Genomic DNA, 20,046 nt, shown 5'->3' on the forward strand with positions numbered 1-20,046 from the left:
CCTGCTCGCGATGACGGTGTATCAGCCAACATAGATATTGAATGTGATGGCCTCTTCGCGAGCAGGCTCGCTCCCACAGGTTTCGCGCTTTGACTGACTGCCGGTAGCCGTTAGGGCTTCGTTTTGTACCCTTCCTCCAACTGCCCCACCCGCAGTTGAATCACCTCCAGCACCGCACACCCTTCACGGGTGAGCAAATGCACGCCACGGGTGACGCGGGTCAGGTCGCAATCGGAAATGCCTTTGAGGGACAGGCTGGTCAAGGTGTCCATCAGGTCGCGAACCACGGTAAAGCGGTGCGCGGCGCAAGCGGCCAGGTCGCTGAGTTCTTTGTGGGTGTTGATGAAGAGCACAGGGTTTGCGGAGTCGTAGGTGTCGACGGGGAGGTAGCGAGGCATGACTTGTTCGTGCATGGGTGTGGCTCCTGTAAATAGAGCTTCCACCATTCGCGGCCAAACGAGGGAGGTGGCAGCTGTGCGAGGGTTGGCCGACCGGCTACAGGAGTACCGGCACACCCGAAGGTGTCCCGCGCACAGCCGCCATAACACGATATTTCAGACATAAAAAAGCGTCTGCAATGATGTTGGGGACGCTGATGCGCTCCTGAGTTCGACCGGCCAAGGTCATTCGCGGATTTTTCCGCGAGCTCGAACTATAGGAGCGACGCTGAGACGCGGCAACAGGGTACGTTGTCGGAAAGGTCTTGGAAAGTTGTAGGGTGGTTTTGAAGACCAGGCTGATACGCGATACCGGATCATAAAACACTGGCTTGAGGGCAGCGATGGATGGCTGAGAGCATTTGACCCAAGTAGACCGATAACCCAGTAGGATTTCAGCCCGTCCAGAAATTTCTACTTTGATTTTTACTCAAGAGGGAGGGTAGCCAAGGCCGCAGTGAAGTTATTTTGAGAACAGCACACTAGCATAACCCTACCCCCACGCTCGATACATGTCCTGATCGCTAATTATAAACTGCACACAAAAGCATTTTCGAACGACTACCAAGGATCAAGAATCGTCACGGTAAATGAGTTACTGCGCCAGGGGCATGTATACGCTGCGGGAGCTTGGTTGCTTCCACGCAGAGGAATCGCGCGTCCCAAAACGAGCGAGTCCTCCAAAGGCAACACTCGGCGTCAGTCCCTGCGGTCCCTATGGCAGTAACTCCAATGCAGGAAAAATAGACAGATTCTGGAGTTACCTGTGAAGCACATCCAACATCCTCGTAAGACCCCCACCCAGACTCGCTCGAAAATAATGGTCGAGATCATCCTCGACACAACTGCCAACGTGGTGGTCAAACATGGCTACGCCGGGACCAATACCAACCTGGTCGCACAGATGGCCGGCGTCAGCATCGGATCGGTCTATCAGTATTTCCCCAACAAAGACTCACTGATAGCCGCCCTGCATTATCGCAAGGTCAAGGCCACTCATGAAGCCATCCAAGGCCTTCTGACCCGCTCAGATATCTCCAGCCTGCAAGGGTATATCGAGCACTTGGTTCGAGCTTTCCTGACCCCGCATACGAAGGCGCCGGAGCTGCATCGACTACTGGAGCTAGAGTTCTCGTTCTTGAATGATCAAACGAGCGAGGATGCCTATAAAGCGCAAATCCCGCTGTTGGTGCAGGACCTGTTGGGGCGCTGGGCCGACCACCTGGTACAAGACGATATCCAGTTGGCCGCCCGGCTAGTAACCCAGATGATCAAGTCACTGATACATGCCTATGTGATCGAATGCCCTGTTTTTTGCCCCAAGGCTATCGAAAAAGCCATCTGCGATTCAGTCATGGGCTATCTGTGCGGGACAGCCAACAATACTTCGCTACTGGTTTCCCGCGCGCGACGGATTGCCAAAAACCGCACCAACGCGCGCATCGCGCACTCATGCGCCCCCGCGGCGTGACGCCTGCACCGCGCGCAATTGCTCATAACGATTGAGCAGCCGTCTGGATTGTAGATAGCTTGGCACCTCAACAATTAGCCCATCCACTTCTGCCCGCATCTTACCGCCACTGGCAGCCTGTTCGAAGGCCGCGATCTGGCGAACTGACAACTCGGCATCAGCACTTGTCGGCGTCAGATAGCGATTGGCAACGGCCACGTGATCCGGATTGACCACACCTTTAGCCTGATAACCGATAGAGCGCGCAAAGCGGATGTCCGCTTCGGCACCCTCGTCATCAGCAAAGGTATAAGGCGAATCAATCGCCAGGACTCCGGCAGCAGCGCATTCAAGGAGAAAACGGGATCGGGGATAGAACAGCTCGGTCCCTTCTCTACTGCGCCCGGCACCGAGGTCAGCGACCATATCTTCAGTCGCTACCAGCATGCCCTTGATTCGCGGGCTCGAATGCGCGATATCGATCGCACGTACCACACCCAGGGCGGTTTCGATATTCGGGACAATCAGCGTTGAGCCCTGCTTGATCGAAAGCATCGACTCCAACCGGGTAATTTGCCGGTCCAACTCGATCATCTGCTCAGTGGATTCGACTTTCGACATCATGATGATTGCCGGCCGGCCGACCATAACCGCACTCAGATCATCATGGCCGCACGTTTCGAAGGGATTGATGCGCACCGAAGTGATACGCCCACACTCGCGCCAATGGTCCATGACTCGCGCCGATAATGCGCGGGCCTCTGCGCGCTTGGCCGGCGGCGTAAAATCTTCCAGTTCCTGTACCAGAACATCGGCACCCGTTTGCAGTGCCGAATGCAGCGCGACTTCTTCTGCGCCTGGTACAAACAAGAACGTACGGCATAGAGCCAACGGGTTTTCGGGGGACATCGCCATAGCATCTTCCTGATGATCTGTTGGGTTGAGAGAGGAAAAAATACGAGGTGCTTCTAGAGCATGGTCAGGCCGCCATCCACCGGAATGGTCACACCACTGACAAATGAGGCCTTACCGGACAACAACCACGCGATAACCTCGGCGGCTTCGTTTGCCGAGCCTTCACGACGCAATGCGGTCATCTCATGCAAACGCTGCAACTGGCCATCCTGACGAGTGGTGTCATCGAGCATCGGGGTACGAATCACGGCAGGGGCGACACAATTGACGTTAATACCTCGAGGGCCCAATTCGCGGGCAAGGCCCTTGGTCATGGTCACCACCGCGCCCTTGCTGGCGGCATAGGCCAGAGTCCCCGCCAGGCCACCACCGCGCAGCCCGGCAACACTGGCCACAGTGCAGATGCGAGCACCCGGGCTCATTCGCGGCACAGCCAATTGCACAACACTGAAGGTCCCGATCAGGTTGATATCCATAAGGGTTCGGAAACGCGCAGCCGTGAGCGAATCAAAAGGTGAGGTATCGACTACCCCGGCACAGGTTGCCAGGGCGTCTATCCGCCCCTGCCAGTCATCGATCTGCTGGAACACCCGAGCCAGCGCCTGCTCGTCACAGACATCGGCAACAAACCCTCGGTGCTGGCGACCCAGCCCACCGATCGCTACCTCCAGCCCCTGCGCATTCATGTCCAGGCCGGCGACCAAAAATCCCAACTGGTGCAGGTATCGTGCAGTGGCTGCGCCAATGCCGCTGGCGGCGCCGGTTACTACGGCCACGGGTTGTGATGAAGACATCTGGGCGGGACTCCTTGAGCATTCCGTTGCAGGTAGGCGTCAGCCTTGATCAGGTACCCACCCACTCGACTGGCCAAGCCAGAACGAGCGCATATGCTAAAAGAACCCGGACAACCTCACTACTCGCATGCCAAACAGACCCTCCTTGGTTAATAGAGTCCTCTAAAGCGACTTATTACTCGCATTTGTCTTCTACTCGCGCATTTATTTCCTGCTCGGTCTTTAATACGTACGGTCCTACAATATCGATCCAACCGCATTTTGTTAAAAATGCGAGCACGTCCGATTCAGACGAACTGAAGTTGCTCTTCTGTTTGTGCGCCCCTCAGATCAAATAAGACCGAGAATCGTAACTCTGCGCTACCTGTCGACATGTCCGCGCTCGCCAAACTGGAAGTTTAGTTGAGTCTTTCCGACAGTACCGGAATGCGAGTAGCCACGCTAATACGCGTGCCGTAGCATGAGTAACAAGTTGTGACAAGCGCCGAGAGCACCTTGAACTATAGTCATCAAAGCGTCATAAAGTTCAACGCTTTGACGAACGCATCAACGTTTCTCGGCAGCACAGCTCTGACGTTTCACTAAACCAAGAGGGTACTGCAATGGGCAACAATGGATTTGATACCGTCATCGAAGTTAAATATCGCGACACCGACTCGATGGGTCATGTAAGCAGCCCTGTTTACTACGACTACTTGCAGCACGCCTATCTGAGCTACATGCACAACCTGCTGAACCTGCCGAAGGATCAAAAGCTTCCGCACATCATGGTCAGGACGTCCTGCGAATATGTTAAGCCCGCTGTCTATGGCAACATCGTGACTGTCACTAGCCGCGTTATCGAGTTCGGCAATAAGAGCTTTGAGATGGAGCACATCATGCACCTTGGCGATGCGGGAAAAACCACTGTCGCTAAAGGCCTGTCCAAGCATGTGATGTTCGACTACGCGGGCAATCACACCATCACCGTCCCCGACGAATTCAAACACCAGGTTCTGGCCTTCCAGGAAAAGTGATCGAAATCCGACCACGACTTGAACAACGATCGCTGGCCGATACCATCAGGCCAGCGTCTAGGGTGTATTGATAGGTAATGCAAACATGATGCTGTCCTGGACCACCGAACAACAAAGCCTGCTCGAGAAATACCGTGAAATCGGCGGGCAACTGGCGAGCGCAAACAAAGGCACACCGGCTGGGTTCGACCACGCCGGCTGGAACCGCCTCTGCGAGGAGGGACTCTGGAAACTGGTCATTCCAACCAGTTACGGCGGCACGGGAGAAGACTGGTGGGGCTTCACTGCGGCGCTTGAAGGGCTGGCCTCTTCGATCCGCACCCCAGAGCTGCTGCTCTCGGTCATCGCTCAGGCCGGTATGGTTCGGGCGTTGATGCTGTATGGCAGCGAAAGCCAGAAGGACCGATACCTTCAGGCAATTCTCAACGGCGCAATCAGCGCCACCGGGATCGCCGAACCAGGCACCGGTACCGACGTCAGAAGCATTGACAGCACGCTCAGCCCTACTGCCGACGGCTACAGCCTGACCGGCAGTAAATACAATATCGCTCACGCACCGATCGCCGACTTCATGCTTATCGTGACCAAACTGGCCGATACGCCAAAGCAGAATATCGCGCTGGTCCTGCTTGACGGCGACATGCAAGGCCTGAGCAGAGGCGAGCCGGACGACAAGCTCGGCAACAAGAATCTACCTACCGGCCCGTTGTACTTCGACAACGTTCAGGTACAGGCTTGCCAAGTACTGGGTAAAGCCGGTCGCGGCCTGCAACAACTGATCGATATTATTTCTCTGGGCCGACTTTATTACGGTCTGGCGGCTGTCAACCTGCCAACGCCTTATGTTACCGACGCCGTGCGCTACGCCGCCGAGCGACAAAGTTTCAATAGTTCAATCGACAGCCACCAATATGTACAAAAGCGCCTGATCAACATGACCATTGGCATGGAGCGCAATCGCTGGATGGTCTATGCCGCGCTGCACCAACTTCTTAATCGTCATCCGCAGGCCTTGATGAGTTGCTCCATCGCTAAACTTACCAGTGCTCAAGACTTGATAGATACTGCACTAAGCCTGGTGAAACTGTATGGCAGTATCGGCTATCACGAAGGTGACATTGCTACCTTCGCCAAAGATGCCCTGGGCTTTGCCAGCGTCGGCGGCACCGAAGAAATGCATCAAAAGAATATCTTCAATCAAATGCTTCGACTGGCCTCCCATACAGAATAACAAAACAGCAATACAGCCAACTATATAGCCGGTTGATCGTGCGCACACTAAACAGTGTGCTGTCTGCTTTAGGTTGAGCTGTGATGCCTTATCGAATGCACAACACTGCGTGCGACGTTGTATCCGCCTCACTGCGTGGTTAACCGCCGTGTGCCGGCACAACCGATTGCATCAATGATGAGTGACTTGAGATGAATAGCGAGAACATCCTTTTCTCTGTGGATCAAGGTGTTGCTGTCGTGGTTCTGAATCGTCCGGACCAATTCAACAGCTTTACCACCGACATGCACGAGCAACTGCGCCACGTGTTGGCTCTGGTTCGGCGGGATCCAAGTATTCGCGCCCTGTTGCTGACCGGCAAAGGCCGGGCGTTTTGCGCAGGGCAGGATCTGGCGTCGTTGCAGATAACCCCTGACGGAACACCGGCAAACCTGGGCGACCTGCTCGATCACGACTACAACCCGCTGATCAGAGCCTTGCGCGACCTGCCAATTCCGGTGATCTGCGCCGTCAACGGCGTAGCAGCCGGAGCTGGAGCCAGTATCGCTCTTGCCGCCGACCTGGTCATCGCCGCCCGCAGCGCCAGCTTTATTCAGGCCTTCGGCAAGGTTGGCCTGATACCCGATTCAGGCGTCAGCTGGGTACTTCCGCGCCTGATAGGCAACGCTCGAGCCAAAGCGCTGTTTATGTTGGGCGAGCGCATCAGCGCCGAGCAAGCACAACAATGGGGAATGATCTGGCGTTGCGTAGATGACACCGAACTTGCAGACGAAGCGCTGTTGCTGGCTCGACACCTTGCCACGCAACCGACCTACGCTCTCGGGCTGCTCAAGCGCTGCATGGATTTGAGCCAGCAACACAGCCTGGACCAGCAGCTTGAAACGGAACGCGAGCTGCAGACACTGGCAGGACAAAGCGAGGACTTCAGTGAAGGCCTCAATGCTTTTATCGAGAAGCGCAGCACTCACTTCAAGGGGCGTTGAAAATGGACGCAATCGCACGTTTGGACCCTGCGGTCAGGCCGCTGCTGAATACTCACGATGACGCACTGGAACACGCGTCGATCGACCAACTGCGGCACCACCAGCTGGAACGTTTGCGCTGGAGCCTGTCGCAGGCCTACACCCACGTCCCATGGCATCGCCAGCAGTTCCATGATCTGGGAGTTCACCCTTACGACCTGAACAACCTGGAAGATCTGGCACTCTTCCCGTTGACCAGCAAAGCCGAGCTGCGCGAGCACTACCCTTTCGGGCTATTCGCCGTGCCCATGGAGCAAGTGGTTCGTCTGCACGCCTCCAGCGGCACCACGGGCAAACCGACGGTGGTCGGTTACACCCGCAACGACATCGATGTCTGGGCCTCACTGGTGGCCCGCTCAATTCGCGCGGCGGGCGGGCACAGCGGCGACCGTATTCACATTGCCTACGGTTACGGTCTATTCACAGGAGGCCTGGGCGCACATTACGGTGCGGAGAAACTCGGCTGCACGGTTATCCCGATGTCTGGCGGGCAGACCGCGCGACAAGTCCAGCTGATCCAGGATTTCCGTCCCGATATCATCATGGTCACGCCGTCTTACATGCTCAACATCGCCGAAGAAATCGAGCGTCAGGGTATCGCCCCCGAGGAGCTGTCACTGCGGGTCGGCATCTTCGGTGCAGAGCCGTGGAGCGCGCGGATGCGGAGCGAGCTGGAACAACGGCTCGGCATTCAAGCACTGGATATCTATGGTTTGTCCGAGCTGATGGGGCCGGGCGTTGCCATGGAATGCCTGGATACCAAAGACGGCCCGACACTTTGGGAAGACCATTTCTATCCCGAAATCATTGACCCCGACACCGGTGCGGTATTGCCCGACGGGCAGTTCGGCGAGCTGGTGCTGACCTCGCTCAGCCGCGAGGCACTGCCGATGATTCGTTATCGCACCCGTGACCTGACCCGACTGTTGCCAGGCACTGGTCGAGCCATGCGCCGCCTGGACAAAATCACCGGTCGCAGCGACGACATGCTGATCATCCGCGGGGTCAACGTGTTCCCCACGCAAATAGAGGAGCAACTGCTCAAGCAGGCACCGCTGAGCCCGATCTATGAGCTGCACATCTATCGCAGCGGCAACCTCGACAGCCTTCAAGTGCATGTCGAACTGCGCCCGGAGCACGCCGCGCTGAGCGAGCCTGAACGGGATGCGCTGTGTCGCGAATTCAGCCGTCAGATCAAGGTCCATGTCGGCATCAGCACGCAGATCAAGTTACACCCCTACTACACGCTCAAGCGCTCGGAAGGAAAGGCTTGCCACGTCTTCGATCGACGCGGCGAGTACTGATTGCGCACCTCACACGTCTTCGATCCACACGAGAAACTGCTCATGCAATCGTCATCGCTAAAGGATTTCGGCTCGAGCCACGAGTCTGACGAAGAAGCCGCCTTTATGGAAAAAATCCAGGCTGAAGTGAAAATCGAGCCCGACAACTGGATGCCCGCCGGCTACCGAAAATCACTGATCCGTCAGATATCCCAACATGCCCACTCGGAAATCGTCGGCATGCTCCCGGAAGGTAATTGGGTCACCCGCGCGCCAACGTTCAAACGCAAGTTACAACTGATGGCGAAAATCCAGGATGAAGCCGGTCATGGCCTGTACCTGTATTGCGCCGCAGAAACACTCGGCGCCGACCGCGACCAGGAGATCGCCCGCTTGCATGCCGGGCAAGCCAAGTACTCGAGTATTTTCAACTACCCAGCGCCGAGCTGGGCCGACGTCGGCACTATCGGCTGGCTGGTCGACGGCGCCGCAATCGTCAATCAGGTAGTCCTGCAACGGACCTCCTACGGCCCCTATGCAAGGGCCATGGTGCGGATCTGCAAGGAAGAAAGTTTCCATCAGCGCCAAGGCTACGAGCTGCTGTTGGTGATGATGAAACAAGGCAACGAGGCACAGAAGGCAATGGTTCAGGACTCGATCAATCGCTTCTGGTGGCCGGTACTGATGATGTTCGGACCCAGTGACGCGCACTCGCCCAACAGCGCGCAATCGATGACCTGGAAGATCAAACGCAACAGTAACGACGAGCTGCGTCAGCGCTTCATTGACCAGACCATCCCGCAACTGGAATTCCTCGGTTGCACAGTCCCGGACCCGGACCTCAAGTGGAACGCCGAACGCGGTCACTACGACTTCGGTGAGATCCAGTGGGATGAGTTCTACCAAGTACTCGAAGGCAATGGCCCGTGCAATCAAGAACGCCTGGATACCCGCCGCCAAGCCTTCGAAGAAGGTAGCTGGGTACGCCAGGCGGCAGCCGCCCACGCCCGCAAACAACAGGAAAAAAACCGAGAGGCCGCGCATGTCTGAATGGTCGCTGTATGAGGTCTTCGTGCGCAGCAAGCACGGTCTCAACCACAAACATGTTGGCAGCGTGCATGCCACTGATGCGCGCATGGCCATCGAGAACGCTCGTGAGCTCTACACCCGGCGCAATGAGGGGATCAGCCTGTGGGTGGTCGCGGCGGACCAGATCACCGCCTCCAACCCGCAGGACAAGGAAATGCTGTTCGAACCGTCTCAGGACAAGGTTTATCGACACGCCAGTTTTTACCAGCTGCCCGACGAAGTGGGGCACATGTGAGCCAGGTCATGAATCAAACCGACGAGCTAATCGACTATCTGCTGCAAATGGGCGACAGCGCAATGATCACCGGCCAGCGCCTGTGCGAACTGTGCGGGCATGCCCCGGCCATCGAGGAAGAACTGGCGCTGATGAATGTCGGCCTCGACCTGGTCGGCCAGGCCCGCAACTGGCTGGAGTACGCTGCCGAACTGCTCAATGACGGGCGCAATGCCGACTGCTTGGCGTTCCTGCGCGGTGAACATCTGTATCGCAATCTGCTGTTGGTCGAACAGCCCAACGGAGACTATGCGCAAACCTGCGTCCGCCAATTCTTGTATGACGCCTGGCACTTTCATCGGCTGCAGGGTCTGCAGCACTCGAGCGACAAGATGGTCGCCGCTATCGCCAACAAAGCCCTGAAGGAAGTCACCTACCACCTGCGCCGCTCCAGCGAGTGGATGCTGCGCCTGGGCGACGGCACCGACTACAGCCATCAACGGATGCAAAACGCGCTGGATCAGCTATGGCGCTTCACTCATGAACTGTGCACGGTCAGCGAACGCGAGCAGCGTCAGTATCAAGCCGGTTTGAGCAGCGACCCACAGCAGCAGGTGAACGCCTGGCGCGAGACCGTAGAGAGCGTCCTCGTCCGCGCGACCCTGACCCTGCCGCCGCCAGCGCGCTACTTCTACTTGAGTGGCATCGAGGGACGGCACACGGAAAACCTCGGCCCACTTTTGGCAAACATGCAGTCTCTATCACGAGCTTATCCAGATGCACGCTGGTGAGCTGATCGCTTCCGACTGGTGTGGTCGTCGGGCGAAGGCCGAGGACCTGCCAAAGGCCTGGGCACTCATGGAACAAGTGATGGACCCGGAAGTACCAGTGGTCAGCCTGGTCGACTTGGGCATCGTGCGCGACGTCCTGCTCCAGGACGGCCGGCTGAAAGTGGTGCTGACGCCCACCTATTCCGGTTGCCCGGCGACCGAAATGATCGAGCAACGTGTACGCCAAGTGCTGGAATGCGCTGGCTATGCCACGCCCTATCTGGAACAGCGACTGGCGCCAGCCTGGAGCTCGCAATGGATCACCGGCCTGGGTCGGCAACGCCTGCTGGACTACGGCATAGCCCCGCCACAGGAAAAATCCGGCCCGGTGCCCTGCCCGCAATGCGCGAGTCTCGATACCGAACCCGTCAGCGAGTTTGGCTCGACCGCCTGCAAGGCTTTGTACCGGTGCCGCCGCTGCAAAGAGCCCTTCGACTACTTCAAGTGCATTTGAGTCTGTAGCTGACTCAGGAGAAATCCATGAACACCTTTCACCCACTGGAGGTCCGGGACATTCGGCGCGAAACCCGCGATGCTGTTTCGATTCTCTTCAATGTGCCCCGGGCATTGCGCGATACCTTCCAGTTTCAGCAGGGCCAGTATCTCGTACTGCGCACGCAACTGGATGGCGAAGAGATCCGCCGCTCCTACTCGATTTGCAGCGCTCCACATGAAAACGAGCTGCGGGTGGCGATCAAGAAAGTCAGCGGCGGACGCTTCTCCGAGTTCGCCAATCAAACGCTGGTCGTCGGCGACTATCTGGATGTCATGGCGCCAAGCGGCAACTTTTTTGTCGAGCTGAACGCGCAACGTCACGGTCACTATCTGGGCGTCGCCGCCGGCAGCGGCATCACGCCCTTGCTGTCGATTATCAAGACCACGCTCGAGCAGGAACCACATAGCCGGTTCACCTTGCTCTATGGCAATCGCTCCAGTTCCGGGACGCTGTTTCGCGAGCAGCTGGGGGACCTGAAAGACCGCTATCTGGAACGCCTGAAGCTGATCTTCGTGATGAGCCGCGAGCGCCAGGATGTCGACCTCTATAACGGTCGCCTGGATGGGGAAAAATGCCGGCAATTTTTCACTCGCTGGATCGACGTCGCCGCGTTGGATCATGCGTTTATCTGCGGCCCACACGCGATGACCGTTGAGGTTCGTCAAGCGTTGATCGAGCACCGGCTTGACCCCGCACGGGTGCACTGCGAACTGTTCGCCAGCCCATCAGCCGGCCGTAAACAGGCCGACCGCCAGACCACATCGACAGACACCGGCAGAACCAGCCTGATCACCGTAATCAGCGATGGCAACAGCCTGGCCTTCGAGCTGCCGCGCAACACCCTGAGCATTCTCGACGCCGGCAACCAGAACGGCGCGGAACTGCCCTACGCCTGTAAGGCCGGGGTCTGTTCGACCTGCAAGGCCAGGTTGGTCGAAGGTGAAGTGGAGATGGACAGCAACTTCGCCCTTGAAGATTACGAGATCGAAGCAGGCTTCGTTCTCTCATGCCAATGCTTTCCCCTTTCTGATCGAGTGGTGCTGGATTTCGATCAACTTTGAAACCCCACAACAAGAAAACCACTCCGCTGCTGCAGCACTTTTAGCACCGCCCTTTTCTGGTACCTGCCTGACTAAGCCGCCTTTGAACTGCCTTTGCGCAGAGAAGACTCGACTCATCAAGGAACTCTGAGGAAAAACGAATCATGGACATGACTATTGGTGATTTTTTATTGCGACGCTTGCGCGAATTCGGCATTCGTCATCTGTTCGGCGTACCAGGGGATTACAACCTGGCGTTCCTCGAACAGGTAGAGCGCTCGAGCGAAATCGAGTTCATCGGCAATTGCAATGAACTCAACGCTGCCTACGCCGCAGACGGCTACGCCCGGACCCAGGGCTTTGGCAGCGTATTGACCACCTATGGAGTCGGCGACCTGAGTGCCCTGAATGGTATCGCCGGCGCCTATGCCGAACGCGTACCGGTGATTCTGATCTCCGGCATGCCGCCCCTGCATGCGATTCTCGACCGCGCGTTGTTGCACCACACGCTGGTCGACGGCAACTACGACAACGTGATGATCACCCTGCGCGAGTTCACCGTGGCGCAAGCCCGTATCACTGTGGAAAACGCTGCGGCGGAAATCGACCGGGTGCTGCTGACCTGTTATCGAGAGCGGCGACCGGTTTATCTACAGCTACCGTCTGACCTCGCCACGCTGCAAATCGAAGTGCCTGAGCATCCATTGCAGTTGAGCGAAACCCGCAGCGATCCGAACCAACTACAGGATGTGGTTGAACAGATTGTCCAACGCCTTTCAAACGCCAGCACGCCGACGCTGCTGGTGGATGCTGATGTCTCGCGCTTTGGTCTGACCGGCCTGGTGCAGAGCCTGGCTGAAACACTGAATGTACCGTTTGCAACCATGGCCCCGGCCAAGGCCATGCTGCCGGAATCGCATCCTCTGTTTCTCGGCACCTACGTCGGCGCCGGTTCGGCTCCGGGCGTACGCGAAGCGATTGAAAACTCGGACTGTGTGATCAGCATAGGCGCTCGATTTACCGACACGAGCACGGGGCTGTTTTCGCAAAAATTCAGAGCCGGCTCGTTGATTCAGCTGCACCCTTACGCCGTATCCCTCAACCGCGTCCACTACACCGCCGTATCGGTGCGCCAGGTGTTGGCGGGCGTTCTTCAGCAGGCCACCAAGCACCTCCAGGCCTGGCCGATACGCGAGTTGCATGGGCAACGTTCTGTCATGCCGTTCAAGCCACAACCGGATGCCAAGCTGAGCCAACTGCGTTTCTGGCAACGCATCAGTCACTTCATAAAACCGGGCGATCTGATCATCGCTGAAAGTGGCACTTCTTCAGCCGGTCTCAACGGCTTGAGCTTGCCGCACGATGTCACGTTCATTTCCCAACCGATCTGGGGCGCTATCGGTTTCACACTGCCGGCCCTGCTCGGCTCGCTGCTGGCTCAACCACAACGCCGACAGATGCTGTTCATCGGCGATGGTTCGATCCAGATGACCGTGCAGGAACTGTCATCGATTCTGCGTCGAGACCTCAAACCGATTATTTTCCTGATCAACAACGACGGCTATACCATCGAGCGCCTGATACTCGGTGAGAACTCCAGCTACAACGACGTCAACCGCTGGCGTTACGCCGAGCTGCCGTATGTACTGGATACGCGCAATCGCTCTCGACGGCTGATCGTGCACACCGAAGATCAATTGGAGGCCGCTGTCGAAGAGGCGGCGACAGCTAACGAGCTGGTGTTTATCGAAGTGATGATGGAGCGCATGGATGCCCCTGAGTCGCTCAAGCGTTTCGCGAAGATGTTTGCCGATTTCGACTTCGGTCCCAGCCCCAAAGCGACCGAAACGTTGTCGATGGCAGTCTGAGCCAAAGGCATCGGCGGCGGTCACCGCCCATGCCTTCTTGCCGGCAGTGACCGTCAACGGTCACCCTCTGCATCAGGCGATGGAGCGAACCACGCCACCATCGACACGCATCGCCGCACCGGTGGTAGCACTGGCTTGAAGCGACGCCAGGTAGACCACCAGATTCGCCACTTCTTCAGTCGTCGCCAAACGCTTGATCAACGAGCTTGCACGATGTTGCGCGATGAAGCTCTTTTCCAACTGCTCAGACGGCACGCCTTGTTCTTCGGCCATCTGCGCGAAGAAACCGCCGACACCTTCAGAACGAGTGGGTCCCGGCAGTACCGCGTTGACCGTCACACCGGTGCCGGCCAGGGTTTCCGCCAAACCACGAGAGATGGCCAGCAGCGCGGTTTTGGTGGTGCCGTAGTGGACCATTTCAGTCGGGATCTGCAACGCCGATTCACTGGACAGGAACAGCACCCGACCCCAGCCACGTTCAGCCATGGCCGGGGCATAGTGACGTGACAGACGCACTGCGCTCATCACGTTGATGTCGAAAAAACGCTGCCAGTCGGCATCGGTAATATCAAAGAACCCCTTGGGCTCGAAGATCCCCAGGTTATTCACCAGAATGTCGACATTCGAGACTTTGGAGAACAGTTCCTGCGCGCCTTCCACGGTGCCCAGATCGGCCGCAAGACCGATCAGCCGAGCACCCGGCAGTCGGCTCAGAATGTGCTCAATAGCCTTGCGCACCCGTTCCTCGCTGCGCCCGTTGATGACCACTTCAGCACCCGCTTCGGCCAGACCGAAAGCGATAGCCAGACCGATACCGGCCGTGGAACCACTGACGATCGCGCGCTTTCCATGCAACGATATATTCATGCTTACTTGCTCCGATGATGTAACAACACAAAAGGCGGACTCAAAGTCCGCCGTAATTGATTCGAAAAGCCTGGTGCCTCAATCAGAGGTACCGGCATCTGCCGTTGCCAGCGGATAGATCGACTGCCAGCCGCCACCGAGTGATTTATATAGCCCAACCATGGCCAACGAAACCGTGGTCGAGCTTTCCACCAATTGTTCCTGATTCGCCAACAAGGCGCTCTGAACCGTCAGCACGTTGAGAAAATCCACCGCCCCTTCGACGTACTGGCGTTGCGCAGTTTCCAGCGCAATCCGGTTCTGCCGCACCGCTTCGGCCAGTCGGTCACGTCGCAATTGGCTGGCGTTGTACAAGGTCAGCACATCATCAATTTCATGCCAGGCGCGCAGCACCACCCGCTGGTAATCGAGCGCCGCTTCCTGTTGTTGCGCCTCGCGCAACCTGACCATCCCTCGCAGACGTCCACCCTCGAAAATCGGTAGGCTCAACTGTGGGCCGATAGCAAATTGGCGTGAGCCCCAGGACCCGAAATCCGATAGCTGCATCGACTGAAAACCAACGTTGCCGGACAGACGAATGCGCGGATAGAAATCACCCTTGGCCACTCCGATCCCAGCCGTCGCGGCATGCAGACTGGCTTCGGCCCGACGAATATCCGGACGACGCTCGGCCAGCTCCGACGGCAAGCCAATGGCGAAGTTTTGAGGGGTTTGCGGTACTTGCGCCGCTCGCTCGAGTTCGGCCTGCAAGGCTCTTGGTGGCTCGGCCAACAGCAGGCTCAAAGCATTGATCAACTGCGCCTGACGCTGTTCGAGCGACGGTAAGCGAGCTTCAACCGCGGCGACCTGTGCAGCGGCTTCAGCCACATCCAGATTGGTCGCGATGCCATCAGCCAAACGCATCTGCGACAGCTTCAGACTGTGCCGGGAAACATCAAGGTTCTCGCGAGTGACCGCGAGGGTGCTCTGCACGCCGCGCAGCTGAATGTAATCGCCAGCGGTCTCGGCCAGAATCGACAGCAGGACCATGCGCCGTTCGTTCTCAGCCACCTCGACCGATGCGTCGGCCGCTTCCACTTCGCGTCTGACCCGCCCCCATAAGTCTAGCTCCCAGGCAGCGGTGAAATCGCCCTCCCAGAGATTGAAGGCAGACTTGCCATTCTTGCCCGAAGGGTCGCTCAGGCCCTTGCTGCTGTTGCGTGCCCGCTCATAGCTGGCACCCGCATCAAGGCTCGGATATTGATCGGCGGCGATGGTCTGGCGCGCCGCTCGACTCTGCTGCAGACGAGCACTGGCGATTTTTATATCCAGGCTGCTGGTGACAGCACGACGAGCCAGGGCTGACAACTGCGTATCGTGAAAGATGTCCCACCAGCGCTCTTCAACCGGCGAAGCCTCTGGGCGACTGTCGGCTAACTGGCCTTGCAGCACGGACCACTTTGCGTTGCCTGGCCCCTGAGACTTCTGAAAATCCGGACCGACGCTGCAAGCCGGGAGCATCAACACGCTCAACAGCAAAAATGGCTGAACAGGGAAAGTCCGACTCATCGAAGGGTGACCTCTTTACGTGCGTCATTGCCCTGCCGGTCCTGCGTCTCGATACTGGCTTCCACCGACATGCCCACACGCAGGCGGCTCGCCAACGGTTGATCGGCATCCAGCGCAATCTTCACCGGTATCCGCTGCACGACTTTGGTGAAGTTGCCCGTCGCATTGTCCGGTTTGACCGAAGCAAAGGTCACCCCGGTCGCCGGCGCAATACTCTCGACCCGACCGGTGAGGCTCTGGCCACTAAAGGTGTCGACGCGGATCTTCACTGGCTGCCCTGGCTGCACATGTGTCAACTGGGTTTCCTGGAAGTTGCCAACCACATAGGCGCGCTCCAGAGGAACAATCGCCATGATCTTCGCGCCTGGACTGACATAGGCCCCGACACGCGCAGCACGCTCACCGACTACACCATCCATCGGAGCCACAAGGCGAGTGTAGGACAGGTCAAAGCGGGCCCGCTCCAAGGATGCCAACGCCTGTTTGAAGCCTGCGTCGGCACTGTCGAGCTGGGCCTTGAGGATATCCACCTGTTTGCGCGAAGCGGCCAAGGCAGCGGTCGAATTGGCCAGACGAGCGTTGGCTTGATCCACCCGGCTACGGGCCTGCTGAGCATTTTGCACGGTACCGGCGCCCTGGCCTGCGAGATGGCTGTAACGCGTCAGTTCGTGCTCAGCGAATGCTTGTTCAGCCTTATCTGCAGCCACCATGGCCTGCGCCTGAGCGATCAATGACGACTGGCGTTCCAGAGTCGCTTTCGCGTTCTGCAACTGCGCCTGCGCAACCAGCGACTGTGCCTCGGCCGCCTGGAGCGCAGCCTGATAGTCGCGATCATCGATTTGCACCAGCAATTGACCAGCCTTCACCGTCTGGTTGTCCTCCACCAGCACCTGACTGATGAAACCCGAAACCTTCGGCGCCACTAGCGTGTAGTCCGCCGTGACAAACGCATCGTTAGTGGTTTGCAGCGAGCCGGATGCAAACAGGCGCGGCGCTGTCAGGTAGATGACCCCGCCAAGAGCAACCAAGGCAACCGTGTACAAGGCAATTTTCTGATTTTTACTCGTAGTCATAATGACTTTCTCTCTGAATGGAACGCTATGCCACCGCACGAGGTGGATAGATCCGGGAAGGCATCAACGGGATCAACAGAATCAAAGCCAGTGCCAGCAGCGCCATGCAGTAGTACAAGTCCGAAGACGTCAGTACGACCGCCTGTACGTGGATGCGATGGGCAAGCCCCGCAACTTCGCTGTCCGCCAAAGGCGAGTTGCCCAGACGATCGACCAGCGTGTTTGAGTGAAAATGCAACCGCGCCGTGGTCAGCGCCTCCAGCACACCAGTAGCAAGGACCGCCGAAAAACCTTTGACCGTGTTGAACCAGGCGGAAGCGAACGGGCCGTCTTGCGGCGCCAGGCCGCCGGTAGCAAGCATCAGCAGCGGGATCACCGCCATCGGCTGACCAAACACCTGGAACAGCTGCAAGATGTAGAAGTTGTCGCGAATCCACTCTGAAGTGATTTGCGTGCCGCCAGCACAGGCCAGCGCCAGCAATCCAAGACCGATCGCCAGAATCCACCGGCAGTCGACCCGACGGATGTTGCACAAGGCCGCCACCAGCGGTAACGCCAGCAACTGCGGCAAGGCCACCATCAGCAATACCGGCGCAGTTTGTACCGGGCGATAACCCTGCACCTGGGCCAAGTAGCTGGACGGGATGATGATTACCGCCAGCAACACGATCAGTACCCCGCCGAGGGTTAGCAACGAGTGCGACAGGTTCAGGTTAGTCAGCATCTGCAATTTGAAGAACGGCAGCGGGTGCGACCATTCATTAATAAAGAACAACACCAACAGCACCAGACCGCCGCCAAGCAGCCAGCAGATCAACGTGGACTCGAACCAGTCCAGACGATTGCCCTGGGACAGACCGATCACCAGCGCACAAATCGCCGGTAAACCGAGCGACAGGCCACGCCAGTCAAACTGTTTGAAACGCTCAAAGCGCATCGGGTCCTGCGGCAAGCCATAGGCAACCGCGACCATCGCCAGCAGGCAGGGTGGGACGATCTGCCAGAACGCCCATTGCCAACCGACGTATTCGGTCCACAATGCGGCCAACGGAGTCCCCAGGCTCGGGCCGAAGGTGGCGGTCAGCGCATAACTCGCCAGCCCGTAAAGCTTGACGCCGGGTGGGAGGAAACGCAGCGCGACGGTCATCAGCATCGGCGGTAGACTGCCCCCGGCCAGCCCCTGCAAAGTTCGTAACACCATCAGGCTTTCGAGGTTCGGAGCGAACGGGCAGAGAATCCCAAGCACGGTGAACGCACCTATCGCGCTCAGCGTGAAGCGACGCAGGGAGAAGGTGACTGAACACCAGGGCGCGAACGCCATGGCCGAGACTGAGGTGGCCGCGTAAGTGGCTATCAACCAACTGCCTTCATCCGCACCGATATACAGCGCGCCACGGATGTCAGGCATGGCCACTTTGGTGACCATCTCATTGAGACCGGCCACCAATACCGCAATCAGCACCCCGATCAACCCGATCACGATACGCAGGCCAAACACTGGCGCAGCGGCCGGTGCGGGTTTCACCACTTCCAGCGCCGGGGCTATAACAGCAGAGGCTGCGAGCGAACTCATGGGTTCACCCATCGGCCAGTGCCCCGAAAGACAGAAAACAACACAAGGCACATTGCGTCATGACTCCAGGTAAAGGATTTACCTGGATAGTTTATGAAGACGCAACAATGCCGAAAACTGACATATGGGAAGCTTTAAGCTGCACCCAACGCACGCATCAATCCACGGCAACTATCAACCTGCAAATCGCCACTCGGCAATTGCTTACGGCAATGGGCGCTCACCTCGAAAATATCGGATTACCCGGTTGGCGTAGCGTCAGGCACAGGTTGCGATAAGCCGGGGCATGTTCGTTCCGAAGGGGCTTGCGGCGATCCTAAAAGCGCAAGCTGCTTCAAACCCGTGGCGAGGAGTACTTGGCACAGCTCTCTTTCAACGTCTGACGCAGCCAGCGATGGGCCGAGTCGTTATCAAAACGTGGATGCCAGGCCTGCATGATCATCACCGTCTCCAGCGCCATAGGAATACGGAACGAACGTAACGGCAAGCCCAGCCGCGAGACACTCCACAGCACATGCTCCGGCAATGGCAGCAACAGGTCGGAATCGGGCAATGCGAACATCGCCGAGTGAAAGCTCGGGGTGATCAACGCGACTCGCCGCTGCAAGCCCATCCCGGCCAAAGCTGTATCGATAGGCCCGGTTGCACGCCCGCGTCGCGACACGCTGACCTGCGCATAGGAGGCGAAACGCTTGGGAGTGATTTCTTCCTGAAAGATGGGGTGATCCACCCGGGCCAGACCGACAAAGGTCGTGGTGAACAGGCTCTGGACTTTGATTTCCGGTCCAAGATTGCGCGTCGCACTGATATAAAGATCAATCCGCCCTTCGCGCAACGCATCATCCTCACCCTCGCCTTCCGGCACAAAGCGCAGCACGGTACGTGGGGCCTTTTCGCGCATGGTTTCCAGCAGCTGCGCGCCAAAGGCTGCGACAAATACGTCATTGGCCCGCAAGTTGTAGCAGCGCTCCAGGGTCGTCAGATCGACCTCGTCCCCCGAAAGGAACACCTGCGCCGCTTGCTCGACCACACTGCGCACCTGACTCCGTAATGCCAGCGCCTTGGGTGTCGGCACCAGGCCACGCCCGGCGCGCACCAGGATCGGATCACCAACCGCGCTGCGTATCCGGGTCAAGGTCCGGCTCATGGCCGCGGGACTCAAGTTCATGCGCCGGGCGGCACCGACCACGCTGCCCTCGTCCAGCAGCGCATCCAGGGCCACCAGCAGATTCATATCTGGAAGATGCACAACAAACACTCCATGTGAAACTCAATTAATCCTGGCGCAATCCTAGCAGTT

General features: G+C 57.9%; 19 protein-coding genes. 11 read left to right on the plus strand and 8 right to left on the minus strand.

Features of this window, described 5'->3' with window-relative positions; all coding sequences use genetic code 11:
• Positions 1–110: 110 nt before the first annotated feature.
• Positions 111–413: a hypothetical protein gene (locus AC1DIH_RS15500; protein WP_477772330.1), complete on the minus strand. Its 303-nt coding sequence runs from the start codon at positions 411–413 to the stop codon at positions 111–113.
• Positions 414–1,257: 844 nt separating this feature from the next.
• On the opposite strand from AC1DIH_RS15500, the gene AC1DIH_RS15505 reads away from it, so the two are divergent.
• Positions 1,258–1,908 (plus strand): TetR/AcrR family transcriptional regulator, encoded by a 651-nt coding sequence (locus AC1DIH_RS15505; protein WP_477772331.1) that lies wholly within the window; start codon positions 1,258–1,260, stop codon positions 1,906–1,908.
• On the opposite strand, the gene AC1DIH_RS15510 is transcribed toward AC1DIH_RS15505, so the two are convergent.
• Together AC1DIH_RS15510 and AC1DIH_RS15515 are read right to left on the minus strand one after the other, a co-directional pair.
• Positions 1,888–2,802 (minus strand): HpcH/HpaI aldolase/citrate lyase family protein, encoded by a 915-nt coding sequence (locus tag AC1DIH_RS15510; RefSeq protein ID WP_477772332.1) that lies wholly within the window; start codon positions 2,800–2,802, stop codon positions 1,888–1,890. The two genes, AC1DIH_RS15505 and AC1DIH_RS15510, sit on opposite strands and share 21 nt — an antisense overlap.
• A 53-nt stretch (positions 2,803–2,855) precedes the next feature.
• The gene (locus AC1DIH_RS15515; RefSeq protein ID WP_477772333.1) at positions 2,856–3,596 is read right to left on the minus strand and encodes an SDR family NAD(P)-dependent oxidoreductase; all 741 of its coding nucleotides are present in this window, start codon (positions 3,594–3,596) and stop codon (positions 2,856–2,858) included.
• A 602-nt stretch (positions 3,597–4,198) separates the two neighbouring features.
• On the opposite strand from AC1DIH_RS15515, the gene AC1DIH_RS15520 reads away from it, so the two are divergent.
• The 10 genes from AC1DIH_RS15520 (at position 4,199) to AC1DIH_RS15565 (ending at position 13,685) form a co-directional block, all read left to right on the plus strand.
• Positions 4,199–4,612 (plus strand): acyl-CoA thioesterase, encoded by a 414-nt coding sequence (locus tag AC1DIH_RS15520; RefSeq protein ID WP_477772334.1) that lies wholly within the window; start codon positions 4,199–4,201, stop codon positions 4,610–4,612.
• A gap of 85 nt (positions 4,613–4,697) precedes the next feature.
• Positions 4,698–5,843, plus strand: coding sequence for an acyl-CoA dehydrogenase family protein (locus AC1DIH_RS15525; RefSeq protein ID WP_477772335.1), 1,146 nt, complete (start codon positions 4,698–4,700; stop codon positions 5,841–5,843).
• A 191-nt stretch (positions 5,844–6,034) separates the two neighbouring features.
• Positions 6,035–6,826 (plus strand): 2-(1,2-epoxy-1,2-dihydrophenyl)acetyl-CoA isomerase PaaG, encoded by a 792-nt coding sequence (gene paaG / locus AC1DIH_RS15530; RefSeq protein ID WP_477772336.1) that lies wholly within the window; start codon positions 6,035–6,037, stop codon positions 6,824–6,826.
• Between the two features lie 2 nt (positions 6,827–6,828).
• Positions 6,829–8,169, plus strand: coding sequence for a phenylacetate--CoA ligase PaaK (gene paaK, locus AC1DIH_RS15535; RefSeq protein WP_477772337.1), 1,341 nt, complete (start codon positions 6,829–6,831; stop codon positions 8,167–8,169).
• A gap of 42 nt (positions 8,170–8,211) precedes the next feature.
• Entirely contained in the window at positions 8,212–9,198 is a 987-nt protein-coding gene (gene paaA / locus AC1DIH_RS15540; RefSeq protein ID WP_477772338.1) for a 1,2-phenylacetyl-CoA epoxidase subunit PaaA, read from the plus strand.
• Complete coding sequence (gene paaB / locus AC1DIH_RS15545; protein WP_477772339.1) at positions 9,191–9,472, plus strand: 1,2-phenylacetyl-CoA epoxidase subunit PaaB; 282 nt, start codon at positions 9,191–9,193, stop codon at positions 9,470–9,472. The genes paaA and paaB overlap by 8 nt, the downstream gene beginning before the upstream one ends.
• Before the next feature lie 8 nt (positions 9,473–9,480).
• Positions 9,481–10,242, plus strand: a complete 762-nt coding sequence (paaC, locus tag AC1DIH_RS15550) for a 1,2-phenylacetyl-CoA epoxidase subunit PaaC (RefSeq protein WP_477772340.1) — start codon at positions 9,481–9,483, stop codon at positions 10,240–10,242.
• Complete coding sequence (gene paaD, locus AC1DIH_RS15555; RefSeq protein WP_477772341.1) at positions 10,229–10,735, plus strand: 1,2-phenylacetyl-CoA epoxidase subunit PaaD; 507 nt, start codon at positions 10,229–10,231, stop codon at positions 10,733–10,735. The genes paaC and paaD overlap by 14 nt, the downstream gene beginning before the upstream one ends.
• Before the next feature lie 26 nt (positions 10,736–10,761).
• Positions 10,762–11,838 carry a 1,2-phenylacetyl-CoA epoxidase subunit PaaE gene (gene paaE, locus AC1DIH_RS15560; protein WP_477772342.1) on the plus strand — a complete coding sequence of 359 codons (1,077 nt, stop codon included), beginning with the start codon at positions 10,762–10,764 and terminating at the stop codon, positions 11,836–11,838.
• A 143-nt stretch (positions 11,839–11,981) separates the two neighbouring features.
• On the plus strand, positions 11,982–13,685 hold the full coding sequence (locus AC1DIH_RS15565) for an alpha-keto acid decarboxylase family protein (protein WP_477772343.1): 1,704 nt from the start codon (positions 11,982–11,984) through the stop codon (positions 13,683–13,685).
• A gap of 72 nt (positions 13,686–13,757) precedes the next feature.
• Here AC1DIH_RS15565 and AC1DIH_RS15570 read toward each other — a convergent pair whose 3' ends face one another.
• The 5 genes from AC1DIH_RS15570 to AC1DIH_RS15590 all read right to left on the minus strand — a co-directional run bounded on the left by AC1DIH_RS15570 (position 13,758) and on the right by AC1DIH_RS15590 (position 19,995).
• On the minus strand, positions 13,758–14,552 hold the full coding sequence (locus AC1DIH_RS15570; RefSeq protein WP_477772344.1) for an SDR family NAD(P)-dependent oxidoreductase: 795 nt from the start codon (positions 14,550–14,552) through the stop codon (positions 13,758–13,760).
• A gap of 78 nt (positions 14,553–14,630) precedes the next feature.
• Positions 14,631–16,100 carry an efflux transporter outer membrane subunit gene (locus AC1DIH_RS15575; protein ID WP_477772345.1) on the minus strand — a complete coding sequence of 490 codons (1,470 nt, stop codon included), beginning with the start codon at positions 16,098–16,100 and terminating at the stop codon, positions 14,631–14,633.
• Entirely contained in the window at positions 16,097–17,173 is a 1,077-nt protein-coding gene (locus AC1DIH_RS15580; protein ID WP_477772346.1) for an HlyD family secretion protein, read from the minus strand. The genes AC1DIH_RS15575 and AC1DIH_RS15580 overlap by 4 nt, the downstream gene beginning before the upstream one ends.
• Positions 17,174–17,198: 25 nt before the next feature.
• Positions 17,199–18,746: an MFS transporter gene (locus AC1DIH_RS15585; protein WP_477772347.1), complete on the minus strand. Its 1,548-nt coding sequence runs from the start codon at positions 18,744–18,746 to the stop codon at positions 17,199–17,201.
• 334 nt (positions 18,747–19,080) lie between these two features.
• Positions 19,081–19,995 carry a LysR family transcriptional regulator gene (locus AC1DIH_RS15590; protein WP_477772348.1) on the minus strand — a complete coding sequence of 305 codons (915 nt, stop codon included), beginning with the start codon at positions 19,993–19,995 and terminating at the stop codon, positions 19,081–19,083.
• Positions 19,996–20,046: the final 51 nt, after the last annotated feature.

It is taken from the genome of Pseudomonas sp. 05N36, assembly GCF_056397385.1.